The organism is Corynebacterium jeddahense, assembly GCF_028609865.1.
Taxonomy (GTDB): domain Bacteria; phylum Actinomycetota; class Actinomycetes; order Mycobacteriales; family Mycobacteriaceae; genus Corynebacterium; species Corynebacterium jeddahense.
This window is the reverse complement of record NZ_CP063194.1, coordinates 1,841,248-1,860,987: the sequence shown is the minus strand read 5'-3', so window position 1 is coordinate 1,860,987 and position 19,740 is coordinate 1,841,248. Positions and strand designations below refer to the sequence as shown.

Genomic DNA, 19,740 nt, shown 5'->3' with positions numbered 1-19,740 from the left:
AATCGTAGGGTGTTCACCTACTTATCAAATAATGCTGCTATCGTCTTTTGGGTCAATAGCAGATAGGATTCTACTTCTGTTAAAGAGTAGATAACGGTCTGAAAATTATCCTACGGGGAGAGAATGAAATGGTACCATACCGGTAGTCTCCATAACTTTCCGGGGCGATGTCCGCCTAACATTTCTGCAGATCTTAAGCTTCGACCGTCTGTTCGAACTTAACCGTCTCGGCACTCTCTATGTCGTCATAAACGACCCAAGTCCTGAACAGGCGCTGGAGACCCGTCGGATACTAAGTGGATTGCTTTCGGCCAATGGAATCATTTCTGACTGTATGCGCGATAGGCTGAGAATAATTGATTGGAATGATGTTTTTCCGAGCGTTCCCAAGGTAGGCCAGCGTGACCAGCAGGCTATCAAACTCGGAATCTCACGGTTGATTACCGAGGAGTTCTTTTTAGTACTTGATGGGAAAAATCATTTTGTCCGACCGTCGAACATATTTGACTTTTTTGAGAGTGGCAATCCCAAACTCCCGTTGACGAAGAAAGTCGAAGAGTTCTGGAAGCGTTGTTTGTATCCCTCGGTTGATGTCATGGAAGCCGACGATCGTTTCAAATCGAGTATGTGGCCATCCGTCACCCCGTACGTTATGTACACAAAATATGCGCGTGAGGTTTGCCAATTCTTGGAGAATAAGTACTGCCTGCCTCTTCCGTTAGTTTTTAATGAAACTGGAGACGCGACTGAGTTTCTGATGTATTATGCTTATGTCGCTGATCGCTACGGGACTGATGGATACGCCGACGTTCCACAGCCCAATAAGACCTTGTTCACAATTGCTCCTCGGTACCCTGAACAAGTTGAAGCGTTGATTAAATCTGTTCGCGACGAAAACATTTCAATGTTCGGACTACATCGCAACCGAATACCTAAACTGACTGGTGAACAGAAAAGCCTTATCGCGAATCTCTGGTACACGAGTCTCCTTTATCCATGGGAATCGGCGAATTGGTTTATGGTGAGGTAACGAAAAGTCTAAATTTCGAGTGCATTTCCAAAGGGTCGTTTCGATTTAATGTTATCGGTCGGCTTTTGGATAAGTTCATAGTTAACTGGGCAGCCACCGCCACTGGGTAGTCGGCGAGACCGGTTGTCGCGGCGTCGTTTTAAAACCAAGAAGAGGAAGGCCGGTAGACGCTCCTCAAGGTGCTTACGACTCGGCGCGCTCTTTATTGACGGCTGTCTCCAAACGATAGATACTCTGCCCCGCAGCACCTGTTCAATATCCTTGCAGCACGGGAACTCCGCGGGTCGACCCTTCTGTCGCACTATTACAGCTCGGTCGAACGGACAAATATTGACCCTGATACTGGCGTGTTAGAATCCATCCTCAACTGCTTAGATGCTGGCTAGCCCCACAGGATTAGCCCGAGTTGCCCGGCACTCACCAGGGTGTTACTCGGTTCCCATCGAACGCGAGATCGTTTCGAGGAGAACCGTAGACCCAAGGATCCTAATATTGGCTTCTAAAGAAGTCGTATAGCAAAGTCGCCATCTTCTGTTGGCCGGTAGTATTTAAATGCAACGTATCGTAAAAATTTTCGGTAGCCCCTATGAATTCACTTGAGGCATCAAGCGTTGGAACTTTTAATTCGGCCGCCGTCTCTCGTGCGGCGAGATTAATCAGGTTATAGTGCTCTATGTATTGGGTATGGCCAGAGCTATCGGGGAAGAGGGCGTCAAGGTAAGGATCGACGCCGAGGTCGGCGCTTCTAAACGGAGAAAGAACTACCAGCGGTTTTCCTCCAAACGCCTGGCAAAGCTCTAATAGGCTGCGAAACAAAATTCTCTGCGAGACCGTGCTGGGGGGAACCATCTGTGTCGCCCTACTGGTGTTCCGAGGGTCCAATATCGGTGCATGCATCGTGTGACTGGACCAGTATGACGACTGCGAGGTCATCGCACGGTTGTCGATCATTGAAGTAAAGAAAATGACTTTTTCAGTGTACTTCAACAGGGGTACAACTTTATTCAAAAAGATGTTGTAAGTATGCAACAAGTTTTCTCCCGAGTACCCACCGTTTAATACAACGAAGGGAAACCCCGTCTTTTGCAGCTGATCCTCAAAAAGGGAGGGAAATCTCAATCTCTCGTGTTCAAATAGGGATTCAACAAATGAGTCTCCCAAGAGAATCACTTTTCGCTTACGTCCCGGGTCTGGGACTTCATTTCCAGTCTTGATGAAACCGTTTTCGTCCGTGCGGAGCCGAAAAGCCTCTTGGGCGAGTGACCCATCAGTACTCCTCAAATACTCATTGGAGGGGGTTTTCGTGGTGTCCTGCGAAATGCCCCACTCTTTTAATCGGATATATCGTCGTTCGTCCATGATTGATTGTGTTTCAAAAGAGGTAGAAAAGATATTCAACTAAGATCTTGTATTACTGACCGAATCAAAATCGCCAAAGGTACTCCTATACCGCCTAAAGTGAGGAGGTGCCAGAGGGTGGCATAAAGAGCACTTTGGAGCATCAGGTAGCGGTATAACCGGATTGTACCCGGTTGCGTCCCTTGCCGTGGCGTAACGCTGGCCGGCCAGCGATTCGACTCACCTATTAAAATCCCACCGATGGGTTACAACGATGACCGCTGCATCGCATTCTATCGACACGGCAGCCATCTTGCTAGTCTACTTAGTAGGCCTATCCGGATTTGAAGCGCCAGATGCTCTAGGGCTTTCATCGCCCCGATTGTTCTGCCGTTACCAGCATCGTTTGCATTGCCGAATACGGTGTGGCCCCCAATGAACGCACTAACCACCACAATGGCTACTGTCGCAGCGGTCTCGATACGCCCGTGCGCCTAATTGAAGTGATAACGCCTACTTGCATCGTGTGCTAACGGAGAAGTTGGGGCGGTAACCATGGGGCGGTGAAGAAATAGAGGTTATTCTCCAACTTCGAGGCGCATGTCGATAGAGCGGAGCACCTTCCGCAACTCGGTGGCACCAGGTCCGTTAAGCCTGGGAATTCGGATCGTGCCTATTTCAAAAGCATCTGCGATAAGAATCACAACGGCGATTAAGGGCGACCACCAATCCCGGCTGAAAGGCTCAAGGTTCTCTTGGAACCTAGAAATGTTGGCTGGAATGTCGATATATGGCAGTTCCATCGACCAGCCGACACGCCGGGAAGAATCGTGGAATGTCAAAACGAACTCTCTGTCGCGCTCGAACGAGTTTGTAGCCGCTGGAGTTGGAAGGTTTGAGTTCGCTAAGTTCAAGCTCGCGATGTTGGGGCGGCGGCAGGGATCTTTCGGTCGAAAGTCGACCCCGGAGAAATAGACGTAAGGTTGGCCGAGATAGCTTTGAAGAGCCTCGGCAACGGGGCGATCGATGTGACCCTGATAGCTCACCCTTCCTTCTATATACCGACCGAAACACAATGTTCCAGCTGCAGCAATCGAATTACTGTTGACGGGTCTGGGCGAGATGAATTCGAACTGGAGCTTAGTGGGCTGAGGAATTCCGTCGTATTCTTCGGCAGATGCGGAGAGCTTGCTGAAGCCGACGATGTCATCGAAAACAAAGCTGAAGATCATAGGTCTGCGCTTCCAATACTGAAAATAAAATCACTGTTTCCAATCAAGTCATGGGCGATGCCAGCCATGTCTGGGCTGATTTCGTAGAGATTGACCCAAGACTCTGCTGAGCTACCGCTCTTCAAAAAGAGGGGAGGGTAGTCAGCATCTTCATCTGGGAAGGTCTCAATTTTTACTAAGTAATCCGCAGGACCCCTAGGAGCAAGAATCGCTTCTAATGCCCCCCAGAGGCCTTGTTTCAGAACATAATCCTCTTCGGCCTCCAAGCTGGTATAGAATGATAATTTAGCTCCGCATGATTGCCACTCGAGAATTTCCGCCCAGCTGTTTCCCGAGAGAACGCCCCATTTAAAGCAACCCGCTTGGGATTCTCGTTTCAGCGTGAAAAGTTGTTGAAACTCGGCATCATCGGGGGTAGGCTTCTCAACGCTCATTGGATGTATAAAAACAAGCCGCTGGGCAAACGAGTCAGGTCCATATTTTGCAAGCAATACGCTTGGCGCCAAATTGGCTACTTCAACTGTTGGTGAATTCTTGTCAGAACTCTCACGCTTAAATTTGGTTTGCGGTAGTGACGCACTTGGGTGCCCGAACTGCTTCGATGTAGCCCATGAGGCTTTCTGGTAAGCGCTGTCGGCATGTGTTACCTGTTTGTCGTGTAGGCGTCGTAGAATAGCGATCTTCCCGGTGTGGGAGAGGGTCATGCCGTTTCTCAACATTCGCAGCGCCATGTTCAGGTCTGATCCTGAGCGGAACGTCTCATCATAAGGAGTAGCTTCCATCAGCGATTTGCGCAGCATGAGGGTTGGATGAAGATATACTCTACCACCGAATCGGATTGCATCTTCGGAGAACTTTCGCCCAGGGAACACTTCGTATTTGCCCCCTGGCCTGTCTTCAAAATCAATCCAGCCTCCATAGGTACCGTCAAGATCACCGGTCAAAGCCGTAAGGTGGTCTTCAATGCGGGTGGGTAGCATCAGGTCATCATCGTCGTGAACCATGATCCAGTCGGCCGAGCACAAGGATGTACCGATGTTTCGTGCGCCAGCTAAACCAATTCCTTCAGTCCGCTGAGTCTTGAGACGACGATCTGATATCGATTGAAGAAAAGCCCATGTGCCATCGCTGGAGCCATCATCGATGACTATCAGTTCGAAGTCTTGGATCGTTTGGTTGAATACTGAGGATATAGCTTCTTTGAGGTAACTAAGCCTATCTTTCGTTGAAATCACGATGGATACGGCGGGGCGGGCATCGGCCGGCTTGTAACGCCATTGTCGTAGGTTTCGAACTACGCTTCGGTCGTTTGATAAAATATTTGAATTGCGCTCAATTGCGATACTCCCCGCCACTGTTTCCTCATTGGCCCGCCTCGATGACGGGTGCCAGATATGGTAGATAGCTATTTTCGGGTCGTCTATCCAATCAAATCTGTAGCCGAGGGACCGAAGACGTTGAGCGAAGTCAATGTCCTCACCTCCGTAAGTATGCATCCGCTCATCAAACCCACGTGCAGTTAGGAACGCTTCCCTCGTGCAAGCGATCATTCCTCCCATTCCATAACGTGGTCGGAAGAGCGATTGCTCCTCGCACTCTTCGAAGTCGATCTCATTGGACTCCGCGAAGTACGCCGCGTCCATGTGTTGGGGCAGGTCCTTGCATTGAAGAATGCAGAGTTTGGAATCCGGTTCGGTGAAACGGGACAGGATACCCTGGATAGCGTCGGGGGTAAAGATCATATCTGCATCTGTGCTGATGAGGATTTCGCCTGTCGACTCGGAGAATCCTGCGTTAAGTGCACGCGATCGCGACCACGGATCACCATTGTCAATTCGCTTAACGGTCGCTCCAGACGCTTGTACAAGGCTGCGGACGGATTCTGCATCCTTGGACCCGTAATCAACAACAATGACTTCACCGCCAGCTTTGTGCACTTGGGGGACCAACGAGCCGAGGGAGACACGCAGGCGGTCAAGGCCCCAGTCCTTGAAACCAATGACCACGGAAACCGTCTTCATTAAATTACTCGCTTTCCTTCAACTTGAATGAGGCTGTGCTCAACTCCGACCGTTGGGTAACAAATACTCCGCTAATAGCACTTCGGGGATCAACTTGCTTGTCCCAGGGATGAATCTGCAACTCAATTCTTTGGGCCTGGGGCAACGTAGGTAGAAACATCGTCATCTCTTGTTCGATACCGAATTTGTCGGAACTTGGGACATAAACATATTGTGCATTGAAGAAATCAGAATAAGTTAGCCCCTCAACGGCTTCCTTAATCTCGCTTCCTGTCGCGTCCCAGAATCTAAAAATTGCTACGAACGACTTGATGGGTACATCCCTCTGAAAATGGAATTGGAGGGTCGTCGTTTGGGGGTCTAGAGACGCGGGAAGGGCGTAACGGATTTCTCGTCCTCTGCCTGACGGCTCAGTCTTTGACATACTTACCTCGGTTGAATTCGTTATTGTATCTAAATCAATACCAGATATTTCAGCGAACAGCAGCTCCCATCTATTGTATATTTGATCAGGCGCATATTGGTCAGCTGCTGCTTTTGCCGACTCGGACTTGGCTGACCATCGTTCAGTGTCTTCGAACAGTTCAAGCGCTAATTTTATGAAGGCCCTTTGGTCGCCCAATGGCACAACAAACCCAGCATCGTGGCTTGCAGCGAATTCTCTCGTGCCTGGACCGGCGTCATAGACAACGCACGGGGTGCCAACCGATCCGGCCTCGAGGAGCATCATTGGAAAGCCTTCTCGTGGGGAGCAAGACACTACTGCTACGTGGTTAGCTAAAACCTCTTGAGGTTCTGATGTGAAACCGGCGATTTCAACGATCTCAGAAAGGTCCTCAGTTTGGATGAGGTTTTCCAGTTCGCTTTGCAGAGGGCCTGTTCCAAAGATTCTTAACGGTGGCAGCGGGGTTCCAACCTCTCGACTGAATGCCCACACATTGACAAGCTCCCTAACACCTTTTTCGGGGTGCAACCGTCCTACATAAGCAAAAGCTGGCCTTCGTTGATCGCGCGGCCTGACGGTGCCACCAGCGATTGCATTGGGGATTGCAACTCCGTTCGAGTTTCCCTCAGCCTGGAATTTCTTGTGATCCTCATTAGTGAGGAATACCGATTTATCGCATTCAGAGAGTAAGCGTTGTAAGAGATTGTAGTAGCCGGCAGTGCGTGCATATTCCCATGAGCTGTGGTACGCACCCACTAGGTGAAAGCTTCTGTCTGTGCGTTTCAGTAAGTGGGCGTGCTCCAAATCGACCAAACAACCATACTGAACTGCTATCACAACAGTATGGTCATCGAGTGTGCCGAAAATCGAGTGGATTCGGCGGCTCGCGTTAACGCGCTTTTGAAAGATCTCTTCGGTTTTTTGCTGGTCACCGTCGGTTCGAACAAGGTCTTCGTACCCCTTGTCGTGAATAGAAGTGACCTTCACCCCGATCTCGTTATCGTCTGAATGGAACCGTGATACCACAGATACCGAATAACCCCTGCGGCTCAATTCCGCTGCGGAGTCGATCACGTGTTTTCGAACCCCGCCCATTGCGGAAGCGTCCTCGAGGAAATAAATGACCGATGTGATCTCGCTAGCTCGTCTATCGCCCATGCCTTAACTCTTACTGACGGTACGATGTAGCATAAACTGGTGAAGTGGGGAGTGTTGAACAAACCTCGTGGGTCGAGCGGCCAAGCCCCCATATTCTCCAGCCCGCCTGCTGCCAATCGGCGACGGGGAGGACGTTGCGGCCGTCGATAAGCAGCTGCTTCTCGACGAGCCCTCCGGCCCACACTGGGTCCATCTGCTTGAACTCGTCCCACTCGGTAGCCAGAATGGTGAGTTCAGCGCCGCGCAGTGCATCCTCGAGCGAAGCCGCGTAATCGAGGTCGGGGATTATTTTTCGTGCGTTGACCATGCCCTGCGGGTCGTAGACGCGCACCGCCGCACCCGCGAGCGAGAGCTGGCCGGCGACGGCGAGCGCCGGCGAATCGCGCACGTCATCCGAGTTCGGCTTGAACGCCGCGCCGAGCACCGTGATCCGCTTGCCGATGAGGCTGCCCAGCTCCTCGCGCGAGAGGTCCACCACCCGCTGGCGGCGGCGCATGTTGATCGCGTCGACCTCGCGAAGGAACGTCAGCGCCTGGTCCGCGCCCACCTCGCCGGCGCGCGCCATGAACGCCCGGATGTCCTTGGGCAAACACCCGCCGCCGAAGCCCAAGCCCGCGCCGAGGAACTTCCGGCCGATGCGGTCGTCGTAGCCGATCGCGTCGGCGAGCTGCGTCACGTCCGCGCCGACGTTCTCGCATACTTCGGAGACGGCGTTGATGAAGCTGATCTTCGTGGCCAGGAACGCGTTCGCCGAGACCTTCACCAGCTCCGCGGTCTGCAGGTCGGTGACGATGAACGGGGTGCCGTTGGACAGCGGGGTGGCGTAGACCTCGCGGGCGGTCTCCTCGGCACGGGAGTCGCCGGCGCGGTGCCCGATGACGATCCGGTCCGGCTCGATCGTGTCCTTGACCGCGTAGCCCTCGCGCAGGAACTCCGGGTTCCACGCGATCTCCACCGTCGTGCCCGGCTTCGCCAGCTTGTCGGCGCGCTCCTGCAGCGCGCCGGCGGTGCCGACCGGGACGGTGGACTTGCCCAGGATGAGGTGGTCGCCCTCGAGCTGGGGCACGAGGTCGTCGATGACGGCTTCGACGTAGCGGGTGTCCGCCGCGTACGAGCCGCGCTGCTGCGGGGTGCCCACACCGATAAAGTGGACGTTGCCGAAGGCAGCGGCCTCGGCGTAGCTCGTCGTAAAGCTAAGGCGACCTGCCTCAATGTTGCGCTCGAGCACCTCCGGCAACCCCGGCTCGTAGAACGGCACCTTGCCGTTCTTCAGCGCCTCGACCTTGGCCTCGTCCACGTCCACGCCGAGCACCTCGTGACCCAACTCCGCCATGCAGGCGGCGTGGGTTGCGCCTAGGTAACCAGTACCAATCACAGTCATCCGCATAAGATGACATTATGCCCTGTCTGCATTTTTCACTCTACTAGGGGCTGGATTTGCGATTGTGGCTCTATCTACGTGGGCCAAATTCGGAATCCGACTCGAATACTTTGTAATGTTGTTTGGCAGAACCTGAAGGAGTTTTCTGTGCGCGCAACTACAGCGATAAACGTGTCGGTGATCGGGCTAGGTTACATCGGCTTGCCCACAGCTGCCTTTTTCGCAAACGCCGGGCAACAGGTGTTGGGGATTGATACTGATCCTCGCATAGTTGATTCGGTTAATGACGGCGTTACTCCGTTCGATGAGCCTGGTTTCGCAGCTCTTCTGCAGCATGTAGTAGATGAAGGATTGCTGCGCGCGAGCGCAACGCTCGAAGCCGCGGACGCATTCGTTATTGCAGTCCCTACGCCTGTTCGAAAAGATCATCGGCTAGATGACCGGTATATACGCTCGGCTGTGAGCAGTATCGCTCGAGTTATACAGGGCGGTGAGCTGGTGGTCTTGGAGTCGACCTCACCACCTGGGACTACCAGCGAGATGGCTAAATATCTATTGTCTCTTAGGCCAGACCTCACTCTGGAAAGTGGAAAAGAGAACAGCGTATATTTCGCGTATTGTCCTGAGCGCGTGATCCCGGGTGGAATAATGAGAGAGATGGCTTCCAATGACCGAGTCATTGGGGGGTTGAATTCTGCTTCGCTAGAGAGAGCGAGGAATCTTTACAAAACATTCGTCAACGGCAGCATCCTGGGCACCGATGCGAAAACCGCTGAGATGGCAAAGCTAACTGAGAATTCCTACCGGGATGTCAACATCGCTTTCGCAAACGAGCTATCGCTTATTTGCGCGGAGAATGGGGTAGACGTTTGGGAGCTGATCGAACTTGCCAATCATCACCCCAGGGTTAACATTTTAGAGCCTGGGCCGGGAGTTGGCGGACACTGCATTGCAGTTGATCCCTGGTTCATAGTTTCGTCGACGAAACAGGCTCGACTTATTGAGATGGCTCGCAGAGTAAACGATGCCAAGCCGGACTTCGTAGTGCGCCGGGTGGAAGACTCCATTGCTTCAACCAGTGCCAAAACCGTAGCAATCCTGGGTCTGACCTTCAAAGCGAACGTCGAAGACTTGCGTGAATCTCCAGCGCTAGCGATAGCAGAAACCTTGACATCAGATCACCCTGATGTACACTTTCTTATAGTTGAACCTCATGTGGAAGTCCTGCCAGGCACTTTAGGGTCGCATTCGAACGCAGACCTAGTGGATCTGAGTGCAATAGAAGAGGGATGCGAAATAATCGTGCTTTTGGTCGATCACGACGAGTTTCTTGAGCCTGTTTCGGATCTTAACGACAAGGTGATATTGGATTTTAAGGGGGTGTGGAGCAGCTAACCTTGGGATAGCGAATTGGAAAAGCCTCCTAGGGGCGGACGGGGCATTGCGGAATTTGAAGCGCAACACCCCGAGGTTTTGACCCGCTAATCTCAGTTAATTCACATTTCGCTTGGTGACATTTCACGTTTCCCCCACTCTTCTAGGTTGATGGATGGCTGCTCCGCCGTAGGGTAGTCATTGACTACCTCAGGAGCATCATGGAAGTTCACAAAAATGCTGTGCGCGGGTGCATCGCGCTTGCATCGAGCGATTGTCATCGCACTGCCCCTGGCCGCGGGCTCGGTACCCAAGGCTGTCGCGCAGGATGAGGCGATGCACGGAATCATGAAATTTCGTAGGGGCGTTGTTATCACTGAGCTGAATAACGGAGGCCCGGGCGGCTACCACGACAACTTCATCGAAATTGCACACTGGTCCGATTCGCCGGTGGATGTGACCGGCTGGCAGCTCTTCCGGTGCACCGGCACGGGTTCGGTGGCCTCCGCGCCGCAGAACACCCTCGACGGCACCATCGGCGCCGGCGAGACGTGGGTCTTTGCGCGCGAAAGCAGCCAGTCCACCATCGCGGACGCGGACGTGAAGGGCCGCTACAAGACGTCGTTTGCCAACGAGTCCTACGGCGCGCTGTTGCGCGATAAGGGTGGCAAGACTGTCGACGCCGTCGCCGTGCAGTTCCCGGGCACGGCGAGCCAGGCCTGCGGCGAGGGTGCGGTGCTGGCCAACACCACCGACTCTGCCCTGGGCGAGAGCTTCCAGCGGGTGAAGGACACGGACGACAACGCCTCCGACTTCATCCGCGCCCCGCGCACGCCGAACAAGGCGCACGCGACCGAGGCGTCGGCCGCTCCGAAGCGCGGGGACGTGCTCATCTCCGAGGTGTACCACACCGGCCCGGACGGCGAGGGCCTCATTGAGATCGCCAACTACGGCAAGCAGGAGGTTGACATCGCCGACCTCCGCATCGACGTGGTCAAGCAGTTCGGCCGCCGCTTCAACGGCTACACGCGGGCCGGCCAGATGCCCGTGGATAAGTTGGCGCCGGGTCAGGCCGTCGTCATGTCGCGCGAAAGGCTCGCCTCAGCCTGGGGGGCAGAAATAATTCGCGGCGGATGCCCGCCGACTTAATAATTGCGAGCGTGGTCAGCGGGTGTGGGCAGCTTAATCAACGGGAAAGTCGTTAGGCTTTCATAGGTCGCGGAAATTTAGCTGTAAGCTTCACGTTTATGCGGAATTCTAGCGACCAACTTGCTTCGGTGACCAACGTTCCCGTGAAGACCGTGGTGGTGCCGGCGGCGGGGATGGGCACGCGGTTTTTGCCGGCGACGAAGACGGTGCCGAAGGAGCTTCTGCCGGTGGTGGATACCCCGGGCATTGAGTTGATTGCGGAGGAGGCCGCGGCGTTGGGGGCGCAGCGGTTGGCCGTGGTGGTCGCGCCGAATAAGGAGGAGATCATGCGGCACTTCGGCGAGTTCGCCGAGCTGCAGCGGATCATGCTCGCCCGCGGCAAGGACGAGCAGGCGGCGAAGGTCGGCCGCGCGAACGGCCTCATCGAGGCCGTGGCGGTAACGCAGGATCAGCCGCTGGGCCTCGGGCACGCGGTGGGGTGCGCGGAGGCGGCGCTCGACGAGGACGAGGATGTTGTCGCCGTGATGCTGCCGGATGACCTGGTGTTGCCGGTGGGCGTGATGGAGAAGATGGTGGCGGTGCGCGAGCAGCTCGGGGGTTCGGTGTTGTGCGCGTTTAACGTCACGCGCGATGAGGTGTTCAACTACGGGGTGTTCGACGTGGAGGAGCCGGTCGACGGCTTCGACGGGTTTGAGGTGCGTCGGGTGCGCGGGATGGTGGAAAAGCCTGCTGTTGAGGATGCGCCGTCGACGTTGGTGGCCACGGGCCGGTATTTGCTGGATCGGGGGATTTTTGACGCGTTGCGCCGCATCGAGCCGGGCAAGGGTGGGGAGTTGCAGCTCACGGATGCGATTGAGTTGATGATCTCGGAGGGGCATCCGGTGCATGTGGTGGTGCACGAGGGCAAGCGCCACGATCTGGGTAACCCGGGAGGGTATATCCCGGCGAACGTGGACTTCGGGTTGCGGGACGCGAAGTACGGCCCGGCCCTGTACACCGCGGTGAAGAAGATCATCGCCGACTACGAGGCGGAGCACCCCGGGCTTGCCGGCGGCACTTCCGCGCAAGTGTAGCGCGGTGGGCGGCGAGGGCTGCGGAAGAATTGTAGTTCTGGGCCCTGGGTAGTGGGGAGATAGCATGAGAATGCGCAGGAACTTCGACATCTCCTTTGCCACGCAGTACCAGCTGTTCGTCTTCGACCAGGACGGCAATATCGTCGACCGCGTCGGCTCCGCGCGCGAGGAGGCGGAGAGCTTCTGCACCCGGGGTACGGCCCTGCCGGGCAACTTCAACGGCCTGAAGGGCGAGTCCTGGCGGAGGTGTTCACGTTCCGCAAGATTGACTCCCCGGTGAAGATCACCGCGCTCACCACCGGTGGCCCGGGCGGTGCGGGCGACAACTTCTTCGACCTCACCAACACCGGCACCACGACCACGACCAGCACCGTCACCGCGACGCCGGGTGCGATGACTACGACGGTTGCTGCGCCGACGACGAGACCGTCGCCGACGACGGTGACGTCGCCGAAGGTCGTCGTCAAGCCGGGCGAAACCCTCACCTCCACCGTGACGGTGACGGAGACCCCGGCTGCGGCGAAGGGCTCGAGCGGCTCGTCGCGCGGTTCGTCGGAGTTCGGCTCCTCGCGTGAGGATGGCAAGATCACCGTCGGCTCGAGCACGACCATCACGCCGTGGGGGATCCTGCTCACGCTGCTGGGCACGCTCGGCATCGTCGGCCTCATCGCGGCGCTGCTCGACTACTTCGGCGTGGACATCCAGAAATACATCGACATGGTGTGGTAACCCGGGGGTTCCTACACTGGCCGCATGCGCACCCTTTCCCACAGCGACGTCATTGCGGCCTTCACCCCGGCCGAGGCCGTCGAGGCAATCCGGCAACCGCTCCTCGACGGCTTCGACCCCGCCACCGACCCCCACCGGCAGAAGGTGCCCCTGCCACACGGCGAGATGCACCTGCTGCCGTCCGCGCTCGGCGGCGCGGTCGGCGTGAAGGTCCTGGGCATCCAGCCTGCGCACTCGCGTATCGACGTCCCCCTGGTCCAAGGCACCTACCTCCTCATGGGCGGCGAAACCTTAACCCCGGAGCTGGCCATGGACGCCGGGGCGCTGACCCAGCTGCGCACCCCCGCCGTGTCGGTGGCCGGGGTGTTCGACCGCCTGCGCGCGTCCGCCGAACCGCTCGAATGCGTCGTCTTCGGCACCGGCGTCCAGGGCCGGGCGCACGCCGAGACGATCGCCGGCGCGCTCGAGGACGTGCGGGACGTCTCGTTCACGTTCGTCTCGCGCCACGAGCCCGCTGGTGTGCGGTGGCCGTGGGCGGCGTCGGGGAGCGCGGAAGCTGTTGCGGCGCTCGGCCGCGCCGGGCTGGTGGTCACCGCGACCTCGTCGTCGCAGCCGATCCTGAGCGCTGAGCATTTGCGTGACGACGCCACCGTCCTCGCCGTCGGCGCCCACACCGCGGACACGCGCGAGCTGGACGAGTCCGTGCTTGCAGGCGCCCAGGTCGTGGTCGAGGATCTCGGGGCCGCGCAGCGGGAGGCGGGGGATGTGGTGATCGCCGTGGAGAAGGGGGCGCTTGCCTGGGACGACGTAGTGTCAATGGCCGCCGTCGTGCGCGGGGAGGTCGAGCTGGACCCGGCGCGCCGCGTGGTGTTCAAGACCGTGGGCATGCCGTGGGAGGACCTCGCCGTGGCGCGCGCGGTGGCGGAGCGGGCGTAAACGCGAAAAAGGAGCCCTTGCGGACTCCTTCGGTGTGCTCCTCCAACTGGGCTCGAACCAGTGACCCTTCGATTAACAGTCGAATGCTCTGCCAACTGAGCTATGGAGGAATATGTTGCGCTTGGCAACGAGTAGTAATAATAGCGTGGCGGAGTGGGTGGGCAAAATCGCCAGGTGATGGGCTGTATTCGGGGTGTACGGTTGGCGCTATGTGGTTGCCGATTGGAGGGAATCGTCCCAAGGCTCTGGCCGGCGGATTGATCGGGTTCGGTGTTGTGCTGCTTCTTACCGCGGGCAGGTCGGAGGATTGGAGGGCGCTGACCTATGCGGGGGTGGCGTTGATCGTCCCCTCGGTGGTGTGGCTGGTGGCTAATCGACGGATTGCGCGGCCGTGGGGCGCGTGGTGGTGGGTGATAGCCGGTTTCGCAGTCGCGTTGGGTGTGTGGGGGCTGGCGTTGTTCCCGGGGCCGGAGCAGGTGCCCTATCGCGGCGTGCGTTAGCGCCTAGCGGGCGGTGGCGGTGGTGCGGCCGATATGCCACTCGCGGGTAGAGGTGTTGAGGGTGGAGGCGTAGACGTCGAGAAGCAAGGTGTCCTTGGAGTCATGCGCGACGAAGCCGGACTTGTAATGCGCGTCGTATGTGCGGCCTGTAACGGGCCAAAGCGGGTGATCGGCGACTTCCCAGGCGATGCCGTCGGGGGAGCGCATCAGGAAGGTGAAGCCGCGGACGCCGTTCTTGTTGAACTCGGTGGTGGTGAGAAGTCCAATGAACTCGCCGTCGACGAGTTGAATGTCTACGTGCCAGGGCTCGAAGCTTGGGGCGAATGACGGCAGCTGCGCTTCCATTCGCGGGCCCCAGCCTTTGCCAGTGGGGATGGGTTCGGTGGATTCCCAGTACACGAGGGTGTTTTCTTCGCCGGTCGGGCGGATGGCGTAGAGGCGCCAGGTGCCATCGACTTTCACTAGTGCCTGGGAGAGCACGTTCGAGGTAGCGATAACGGTTTTAGGCAACCAATGCACGCCGTCGGTGCTGGTGGAGAGGAAGAACTCCACCTTTTTGTTCGGGGTAACGCGGCGCCAAGTGAGGATGAGCTGGTTGTTGTCGAAGACGAGGTTGGGGTCGGAGTTAAAGGACTCGGGTGAGCCGGGGGCGTCGTCGATTGGGTTGGTCAGGCCGGGTGGGGTTTGCCAGGTATGGCCGTCGTTGGAGGCAAGGATGTCGGGGTCCTCCTCTGCATCGCGCGAGTGCGGGTAGGGGGTCATGGCCATCCAGTAGGTGAATCCGTTCCAACCGCCGGGAATGTGCACGACGGAAGGGTGGGTGGCCTGGCCGGAACCGTCGTGCGTGGGCAGATCGAGCCGCTTCGGTGCTGGCGCCCTCCAGTCGTTGATGGTGAACGGGCCAGTGCGTGGAGGAGTTTGGGTTGCTGCAGCTGGGGGAGGTGCCGGTTGCGCCTTTCGGGAGCTGCCAGCAGGGTCTGCGAGCCCGATGGCGATGACGATGGCGGCGAGGACGGCCATAAGCGCTGCGGCGAGTTGCGGGGCGAATGGGTGCAGGCGGTTGATTAAGGCATCGATGGTCATTTCGGCACTCCGGTAGGTTGTGGTGCCCTTCGAATGTAGTGTTCGAAGGTGCCGTGCGCGGTGTCGCGAAGCTTCGCTAGGGTGGTGCACATGAAGAAACCGGTGCTGGCAATGGGCATGGCTGCAACCCTGGCCGCGGGCTCAATAGTTTCGCCAAACGGGATGGCGGTTGCGGGGGCTGCTGAGGTGGGGAACGGAGTCGTCGACAAGCAAAGGCTCGAAGGATCATCCTCCGATGGGGAGGGCTTGAGCCCGGGGGCGATCGTCGCCATTGTGCTGGGGGTGCTGGCTGCGGTGAGTGCGGCGGGTTTCGCTGCGGTGCAGCAGGGGCTGCTCGAGCTGCCGGCGCTACCGAAGGGGTCGGCGCCGCAGAATGGTGGTGGAGCGCCGAAGCGTGGGGCGTGTGACGCGGGGCAGTTCGATCGGTTAGTGCCGGGGTGGCCGGCAGGGTTCGGTACGCATGTGGACTACTGCGATGGCCAGTGGGCCGTAGCGGGAGCCAAAGGCACCGACTGGATCGTGTACTTCCGGTACGTGGGGGATCGGTGGACCGTGGTGCCGTCGAACGGGACGAAGCAGAGTGGGATGAAGCGGGCGTGCTACAACGGAATCACGCTTAGAGAACAAGGGGCGCCGGAGGAGTTCATTCGGCGGGCGCCGATCTGTACGCCGGGGGAGATTGGGAAGTAGGGGGTTCGGGCAAAGAGATGTGCCCCACCTCGATCTGAGGTGGGGCACTGCCATTTGGTCTACTTCAGCGTCGGAGTGAGAGCTGCAAGCCCGTTGGGCGCGACCGACTTCTTGTCGTCAACTGGATCGACAGCGGTCATGGTGATGCGGAGCTCGCCACCGCCCCGGACATCTACCGTGCGCGGTTTCATCTCACCCTGCTTGACCAGTACGCGGTCCCGCAGGCCGCCGTTGAGACGCACCTCAATAATGCCGACACCACCGGAGTTGGGAATGTTGGTGGCCCAAGCTGCGGTGTAGTTGAGAGCGCTAAACCGCTCATCGAGTTTGAACGTAGCGACGCTGTCCCAAGTGTCGGTAGAGATGAGGGATTGTGGGTAATCCTTGCCATCGACGGTGACATCCACGCCAGACTGCATGGCCGCAACCCAATTTCGGTGGGTGTGGAGGTACTTCGCATCGGCGAACTCTGGTTTGGAGTAGTCGCCGGAGTTGGCCGGTTTTGAGGTAGTGGTCGTGGACGTCTGGGTGGACGGGGTTGAGCGCTTGGAGGAGCCGTCCCCGTCGCTGCCCTGAACCGCGGCGACGATGACACCGATCGCGGTGATGATGCCCACGATCGCGGTGGCGATCTGGGGGATGAGGTTGTTGAGCTCGCGAAGCTGACGCTCGAGGTCTTTGGGGATCATGGGTACTCCTTGGGAGAGGTCGGGAAATGACAATATGATTTAACCACTGTGCGGGGGTCTGTGCGCGCTTGTTGGGGTTGGAACTTCAGGTGAGGCGTGGGCCGGGGCGTGGGGGCCGGAGGTTCGTCGATAAGCGGGATGCCCTGGGCTTGTGGGAGCGGAGGTGATTTCGTACTGTGACTACCGCGCTGGTAGGGGCAAACCTGAATTCGCGGACGGCCGGGGAGTTACTTCACATATGAGACTCTGGGGCTGAGCACGGTGAGGCCGTAGGGCCAGCCGAGATTTGCGGGATCTGTGCCGTACGCGGTGTAGGCGGTCAGTTCCAACTCCACCCGGCCGCCACCGGGGACGGAGAGCGTCTTGGATTGGAGGAGCCCGGGGTACACGTCCATCGTGTCAATGAGCTGGCCGGTGTGGTAGGCGCGAATTACCCCGTGGTGGTTTGTTTGGTAGACGTCCGGGTTCCATGCGCGGTCGAATCTGAGCGCGTTTCGGTTTGTTTGGCTCCTTGGGTGAGGAGGGGCGATGACATACTCAATTAAAAAAAGTAAGGGAATTTTTTTGGGGGTTGGGGCCGGAGGTTCGTCGATAAGCGGGAGCCCGGGGTTTGCGCTTTAGTGGTGGGACTGCCGCTGCGGTAGGAGCAAACCTGAATTCGCGGACGGTTTTTTGATTCGTCGATACTGGTTTCCCCAGTTCGTCGCTGCTGGTCTTTAATGCCGCGGCACGCGAATTTAGGTTTGTGTCGTAAACCTGAATTGGCGCAAGCCAAAGCGACAGGTATTGAGGATCCTTCCGACCACACAACGGGGGTTCTACAAGATTTTAGAGGCCTCGAGAGGGTTGAGGGTCAGAATGTGTGTCCGGGATCGGTGATTTCCGGTACCTGACCTCTGGGGTTGCCGGAAGTATATGCTCCGGGAGCTTATATCGGCCATGATGGTCAAATATCCCCGGTGTGGCGGCGCTGATGTGGTATCGGCCGGTGGTGTGGTGGCGCAATGCCGAAGAACCGACCACGTGAGGGTGTCAGGAAGTTTGTGTGTGAGGCTCTGATTGAGAAGGAGTTTCACCGATAATGACTACGGTGTCACCGAAGAAGAACCATGACCCGGCGAGGGTCAACGAGATCAGCGAGAAGCTGATGGAAAATCCTGAGCTCGCCAGTTTGATCAGTGAACTGTCGACCTCGGCTGATGATGCAAGCGAGCTGGTCAAAGGCTTGCTGCAGGCATCGATCAACGCTGGTTTGCAGGCGGAGATGGATGCGCATTTGGGTTACGGCCATTCCGACCGCAAGGCGAAAGCCCAGGTGGAAACCGGGCGGGGCAGCAATCACCGCAACGGGTCGTACACCAAGACCGTCGATTCTGGCTACGGCCCGGTGGAAGTGACTGTGCCCAGGGATCGTGCCGGCACGTTTACTCCCCGGATGGTGCCGAAAGGTGCACGCCGACTCACAGAGCTCGACGACATGATCGTCTCGCTGTACGCCGGCGGGATGACCGTGCGCGATATTCAGCACCATTTAGCGACCACCCTTGGGGTGGATATGAGCCCGGATACGATCAGCACCATTACCGATGCGGTCTTGGAAGAGGTCATGATCTGGCAGAACCGTCAGCTCGATGAGTTTTACCCGGTGATCTTCCTCGACGCGCTGCGCGTGAAGATCCGTGATGGCCACCGCGTGGTCAACAAGGCTTGCTACATGGCGGTTGGTGTCGACATGGACGGCATCAAGCACATCCTGGGATTGTGGATCGCGGACAATGAAGGCGCTGCATTCTGGGCATCGGTGTGCGCGGATCTGGCCAACCGCGGTGTCCAGGACGTGTTCATCGTGTGCTGCGACGGACTCAAAGGCTTGCCGGAAGCTGTCGAGGCAACCTGGCCGAATTCGATGGTGCAGACCTGCATTGTGCACCTGATTCGGGCTGCGAACCGGTGGGTGTCGTATCAGGACCGCAAGGGAGTTTCCCGTGCGCTGCGTGAGGTCTACACGGCCGCCAACGAAGACACCGCACGTGCCAGCCTGGATGCGTTCGAGACCAGTGAACTCGGCCGGAAATACCCGCAGTCGGTCAAAGTTTGGCGTGATGCGTGGGAGCGGTTCGTGCCGTTTCTGCAGTTCCCGCCGGCGGCACGACGGGTGCTCTACACCACGAATTCGATCGAGTCGCTCAATGCTGAATTGCGTAAAGCTACCCGTAACCGGGGCCAATTCCCGAACGATACTGCGGCGCTGAAAACGCTGTGGCTGATGATCTGCAACATCGAAGACAAGCGCGCCGCCCAGCGAGCGAGGAAAGCGAAGCGCGAGATTGAATGCAACGGCTATATTGAAGGAGCGAAAGCCACCGGGTGGAAACAAGCCATCAACCAACTAGCCGTGGCTTACCCCGACCGATTCGCGGACTACTTGTAAACCAAACCCCCGCACACAAAGAATCGGACACTCTCGACCACGTTGCCACTGCGGCGGCGAGATGAAACCCAACGGCACCACCACAAGCGGGAAAACTAGGTGGCGGTGCAAGCTCTGTGGGGCCTCAACAACGAAATCCCGCAGCGATATCACCAACGCAGCCGTCTTCCGCCAGTTCATCGATCACTGCACCTCCACCACCGCGCTGAAACACACCGCCGATGCAGCCGGAGTCAGCCACTCCACGCTGAAACGGCGTTTCAGCGGGTGCTGGCTGATCGATGTCCCCGACCCGACGATCGGACACACCGGGCGGGTCTACGACCAGATCTTCCTTGACGGCACCTACACCGTCGGCGGTGTGGCTGATCGCGGACCGCTGGTTTGGCCGGCCTCGGGGAGTGTGTTTTGTCAAGTTGTTGTAGGCCATTTCGGCTCGGATTTTTAGGCCAGGTCTGCACGGTTTTGGGCCGTTTAAGCG

The 19,740-nt window shown here is 57.6% G+C and carries 17 protein-coding genes, 1 tRNA gene and 1 pseudogene; 11 read left to right on the top strand and 8 right to left on the bottom strand.

The window, feature by feature from the left end:
- The first annotated feature begins 136 nt into the window (after positions 1 to 136).
- Entirely contained in the window at positions 137 to 1,030 is an 894-nt protein-coding gene (locus tag CJEDD_RS09005) for a DUF6492 family protein (protein WP_337956189.1), read from the top strand.
- 486 nt (positions 1,031 to 1,516) lie between these two features.
- Here the strand turns inward: CJEDD_RS09005 and CJEDD_RS09000 are convergent, their stop codons facing one another.
- The 5 genes from CJEDD_RS09000 to CJEDD_RS08980 form a co-directional block, all read right to left on the bottom strand.
- A complete protein-coding gene (locus CJEDD_RS09000; protein ID WP_157034477.1) occupies positions 1,517 to 2,428 on the bottom strand; it encodes an SGNH/GDSL hydrolase family protein in 912 nt (303 codons plus the stop codon).
- Positions 2,429 to 2,946: 518 nt separating this feature from the next.
- Positions 2,947 to 3,600, bottom strand: coding sequence for a hypothetical protein (locus tag CJEDD_RS08995; protein WP_042407476.1), 654 nt, complete (start codon positions 3,598 to 3,600; stop codon positions 2,947 to 2,949).
- Complete coding sequence (locus CJEDD_RS08990; protein ID WP_273657487.1) at positions 3,597 to 5,621, bottom strand: glycosyltransferase family 2 protein; 2,025 nt, start codon at positions 5,619 to 5,621, stop codon at positions 3,597 to 3,599. Before CJEDD_RS08990 ends, CJEDD_RS08995 begins: the two co-directional genes overlap by 4 nt.
- Before the next feature lie 4 nt (positions 5,622 to 5,625).
- Positions 5,626 to 7,224 (bottom strand): glycosyltransferase, encoded by a 1,599-nt coding sequence (locus tag CJEDD_RS08985; protein ID WP_081764604.1) that lies wholly within the window; start codon positions 7,222 to 7,224, stop codon positions 5,626 to 5,628.
- A 10-nt stretch (positions 7,225 to 7,234) separates the two neighbouring features.
- A complete protein-coding gene (locus CJEDD_RS08980) occupies positions 7,235 to 8,605 on the bottom strand; it encodes a UDP-glucose dehydrogenase family protein (RefSeq protein WP_081764603.1) in 1,371 nt (456 codons plus the stop codon).
- Between the two features lie 147 nt (positions 8,606 to 8,752).
- Here CJEDD_RS08980 and wecC point away from each other — a divergent pair, with 147 nt between their 5' ends.
- The 6 genes from wecC to CJEDD_RS08950 all read left to right on the top strand — a co-directional run bounded on the left by wecC (position 8,753) and on the right by CJEDD_RS08950 (position 13,866).
- Positions 8,753 to 10,000 (top strand): UDP-N-acetyl-D-mannosamine dehydrogenase, encoded by a 1,248-nt coding sequence (gene wecC, locus CJEDD_RS08975; protein ID WP_232297768.1) that lies wholly within the window; start codon positions 8,753 to 8,755, stop codon positions 9,998 to 10,000.
- Positions 10,001 to 10,327: 327 nt separating this feature from the next.
- Positions 10,328 to 11,128 (top strand): lamin tail domain-containing protein, encoded by an 801-nt coding sequence (locus CJEDD_RS08970; protein ID WP_042409640.1) that lies wholly within the window; start codon positions 10,328 to 10,330, stop codon positions 11,126 to 11,128.
- A gap of 98 nt (positions 11,129 to 11,226) precedes the next feature.
- The gene (locus tag CJEDD_RS08965; RefSeq protein ID WP_273657486.1) at positions 11,227 to 12,201 is read left to right on the top strand and encodes a UTP--glucose-1-phosphate uridylyltransferase; all 975 of its coding nucleotides are present in this window, start codon (positions 11,227 to 11,229) and stop codon (positions 12,199 to 12,201) included.
- Positions 12,202 to 12,271: 70 nt separating this feature from the next.
- The gene (locus CJEDD_RS08960; protein ID WP_157034534.1) at positions 12,272 to 12,481 is read left to right on the top strand and encodes a hypothetical protein; all 210 of its coding nucleotides are present in this window, start codon (positions 12,272 to 12,274) and stop codon (positions 12,479 to 12,481) included.
- Positions 12,448 to 12,930, top strand: coding sequence for a hypothetical protein (locus tag CJEDD_RS08955; RefSeq protein WP_198133025.1), 483 nt, complete (start codon positions 12,448 to 12,450; stop codon positions 12,928 to 12,930). Before CJEDD_RS08960 ends, CJEDD_RS08955 begins: the two co-directional genes overlap by 34 nt.
- A gap of 24 nt (positions 12,931 to 12,954) precedes the next feature.
- Positions 12,955 to 13,866 (top strand): ornithine cyclodeaminase family protein, encoded by a 912-nt coding sequence (locus CJEDD_RS08950; protein ID WP_042409786.1) that lies wholly within the window; start codon positions 12,955 to 12,957, stop codon positions 13,864 to 13,866.
- Positions 13,867 to 13,903: 37 nt separating this feature from the next.
- Here CJEDD_RS08950 and CJEDD_RS08945 read toward each other — a convergent pair.
- Positions 13,904 to 13,976 (bottom strand) — tRNA-Asn (locus tag CJEDD_RS08945).
- Positions 13,977 to 14,075: 99 nt separating this feature from the next.
- Between CJEDD_RS08945 and CJEDD_RS08940 the strand changes: the two genes are divergently transcribed.
- Positions 14,076 to 14,366 (top strand): hypothetical protein, encoded by a 291-nt coding sequence (locus CJEDD_RS08940; RefSeq protein ID WP_042409782.1) that lies wholly within the window; start codon positions 14,076 to 14,078, stop codon positions 14,364 to 14,366.
- A gap of 3 nt (positions 14,367 to 14,369) precedes the next feature.
- Here CJEDD_RS08940 and CJEDD_RS08935 read toward each other — a convergent pair whose 3' ends face one another.
- On the bottom strand, positions 14,370 to 15,449 hold the full coding sequence (locus CJEDD_RS08935) for a hypothetical protein (protein WP_157034533.1): 1,080 nt from the start codon (positions 15,447 to 15,449) through the stop codon (positions 14,370 to 14,372).
- A gap of 90 nt (positions 15,450 to 15,539) precedes the next feature.
- Between CJEDD_RS08935 and CJEDD_RS08930 the strand changes: the two genes are divergently transcribed.
- Complete coding sequence (locus tag CJEDD_RS08930; protein ID WP_157034532.1) at positions 15,540 to 16,139, top strand: hypothetical protein; 600 nt, start codon at positions 15,540 to 15,542, stop codon at positions 16,137 to 16,139.
- A gap of 59 nt (positions 16,140 to 16,198) precedes the next feature.
- On the opposite strand, the gene CJEDD_RS08925 is transcribed toward CJEDD_RS08930, so the two are convergent.
- On the bottom strand, positions 16,199 to 16,828 hold the full coding sequence (locus CJEDD_RS08925; protein WP_052333870.1) for a hypothetical protein: 630 nt from the start codon (positions 16,826 to 16,828) through the stop codon (positions 16,199 to 16,201).
- Between the two features lie 1,081 nt (positions 16,829 to 17,909).
- Between CJEDD_RS08925 and CJEDD_RS08920 the strand changes: the two genes are divergently transcribed.
- Both CJEDD_RS08920 and CJEDD_RS08915 read left to right on the top strand, forming a co-directional pair.
- Entirely contained in the window at positions 17,910 to 19,259 is a 1,350-nt protein-coding gene (locus tag CJEDD_RS08920; RefSeq protein ID WP_273657485.1) for an IS256 family transposase, read from the top strand.
- A 22-nt stretch (positions 19,260 to 19,281) separates the two neighbouring features.
- Positions 19,282 to 19,620 (top strand): annotated as a pseudogene (locus CJEDD_RS08915) (IS1/IS1595 family N-terminal zinc-binding domain-containing protein); the annotation flags it as partial.
- Between the last annotated feature and the right edge of the window lie 120 nt (positions 19,621 to 19,740).